The 1,649-nt window shown below is 43.7% G+C and carries 3 protein-coding genes; all 3 read left to right on the top strand.

Going from position 1 to position 1,649, the window contains the following annotated elements; translation table 11 throughout:
• A partial coding sequence (locus tag EBR25_13850) for a hypothetical protein (GenBank protein NBW42053.1) occupies window positions 1-406 on the top strand: 406 nt, incomplete at its 5' end.
• Between the two features lie 109 nt (window positions 407-515).
• Entirely contained in the window at window positions 516-779 is a 264-nt protein-coding gene (locus EBR25_13855) for a hypothetical protein (protein ID NBW42054.1), read from the top strand.
• Window positions 751-1,623, top strand: a complete 873-nt coding sequence (locus tag EBR25_13860) for a hypothetical protein (GenBank protein ID NBW42055.1) — start codon at window positions 751-753, stop codon at window positions 1,621-1,623. The genes EBR25_13855 and EBR25_13860 overlap by 29 nt, the downstream gene beginning before the upstream one ends.
• Window positions 1,624-1,649 lie beyond the last annotated feature (26 nt).

Consider the following 1,649-nt stretch of genomic DNA (forward strand, 5'->3'; position numbering starts at 1 on the left):
GCTCAGCAAAGAACGTTCAAAGGGAGTCGATAGAGACAAAATCGTTAGGTCTGCTTCAGATAGCCAGCCTGCAGAACTTGAAAAGGGTAACCGCTCAAATTCTATTCAAAAGGTCTTCAAGGCCCTTCGGAGTATGAGAGAGCGCTCTCGACTCAAGGGGGCCGTTCGAAAGGCTCTGAAAGAGCTTGAAAATCGCGGTTACATCTCTCAGCGGGTAGATTATGTGACCTCCTCTTGCTTAGACAGGGACTTTTGTTCCAGAGGACTATCTGAATCTGCAGTAGAGGGCAGATTCTCAGGAACTTTGTCAGATGCCCGAGGGTGTGGGGTATTAATTACTCGGTATTTTTCTACGCCTCTTGGCAACAAACTAGTTCACTACTGCAAGGGAAAAGAGCGTGAATGAGAGTGAACTGAAAGATGAAGCTAGTATGATCGGATAGAACCTTCAGCTACTTCTTGATTTGGAGAATTAGCTTCACTATATTTGAAACGGAGCTTCCAGGAGGACCACTGTGCAAAATACTCTCTCTTCTAGCCCTTCTCAATCAACTACTCTTGATCATGAGCTTGTTAAAAAGTTTGTAAAAAATGAATGGTCTTTCTTCTTTTTAGAAGACAAGGAGTTTATCGCCGTTTTTGATTCTAGTTCTAGTTTTTTTGCGCTTCTGAATGAATCAATTTGGGATGTGCTTCTTGAAGAACTTCAACAGGTAACAGATGACAGGAGTTTACGGGAACATGTTAGAGATGCTCAGTCAAAGCTCAAATCATTTTAAGCACTCGACTCATCTTGAGTTGCTGGGAACTCGAATATTCGTATGTTGTTCCTCGAGCAATTGTTTACGTGGTATTTGTGAGTATTTTCCAAATTCAATTCGAAATGGAGATCAAACACCTGATGTGATTCTCTATATAGATCTTCGAGAGGCCGATCGCTATCTTTTTCGATCTCGTCCCGAGGAATCCGAGACGGAGATGGAAGGAGTCTGGTTTCAAGCTAATGGCATGAAGGATCCAGCTCCTTGGAGCTTTCCTATGTACCCGCCTCTTCCTCCTCTTGCGCTCAGTGCCTTACGCAATCGCTTTGTTGGATTTCACTCTGCAACCGTCGAAGGAGAAGATGGGCTTAGCTCATTGATTGCTGGGGACCGAGAAGCAGGAAAGAGCTCCCTTTCTAGACTGCTTGTGAACGTTCGAAATTATGCTCTCCTATCTGATGAAACAACTTACTTGTTTAGAAGATCGTGTATCGCTGAGCCTCTTATAGTTGCAACTGGCCTGGTTCTCATTGAAAAAGGAGAGAAGAGAAAGGTGCGAACAAATGCAGCAAAAGTCTATCGCTCGCTGGCAACTAAACCCTCGCCTATTAAGAATCTTCTGTTTCTTCAACGAAGACCAGACTCTGTCCCTTCTTTGCAGCGAATCCCTCAGGTAGAAGCTTTCCGTCTCCTTTGTGCACAATCAAGAGACGTTGGCTCCGAAATAGGTGAGGGTATATCTACAGTGAATAGACTCTCAAAGCTTCCGGCTGCAGCATTTTCTTATTCACACTACAGTCAACTTGAAGAGAATCTTAATCTCCTAGACGCTTATCTGAAAGACGAACGAATAAAGACTTAGGCTGGGATACCTATCGAAAACAAATA

This window comes from bacterium, from assembly GCA_009926305.1.
Lineage (GTDB): Bacteria > Bdellovibrionota_C > UBA2361 > UBA2361 > RFPC01 > RFPC01.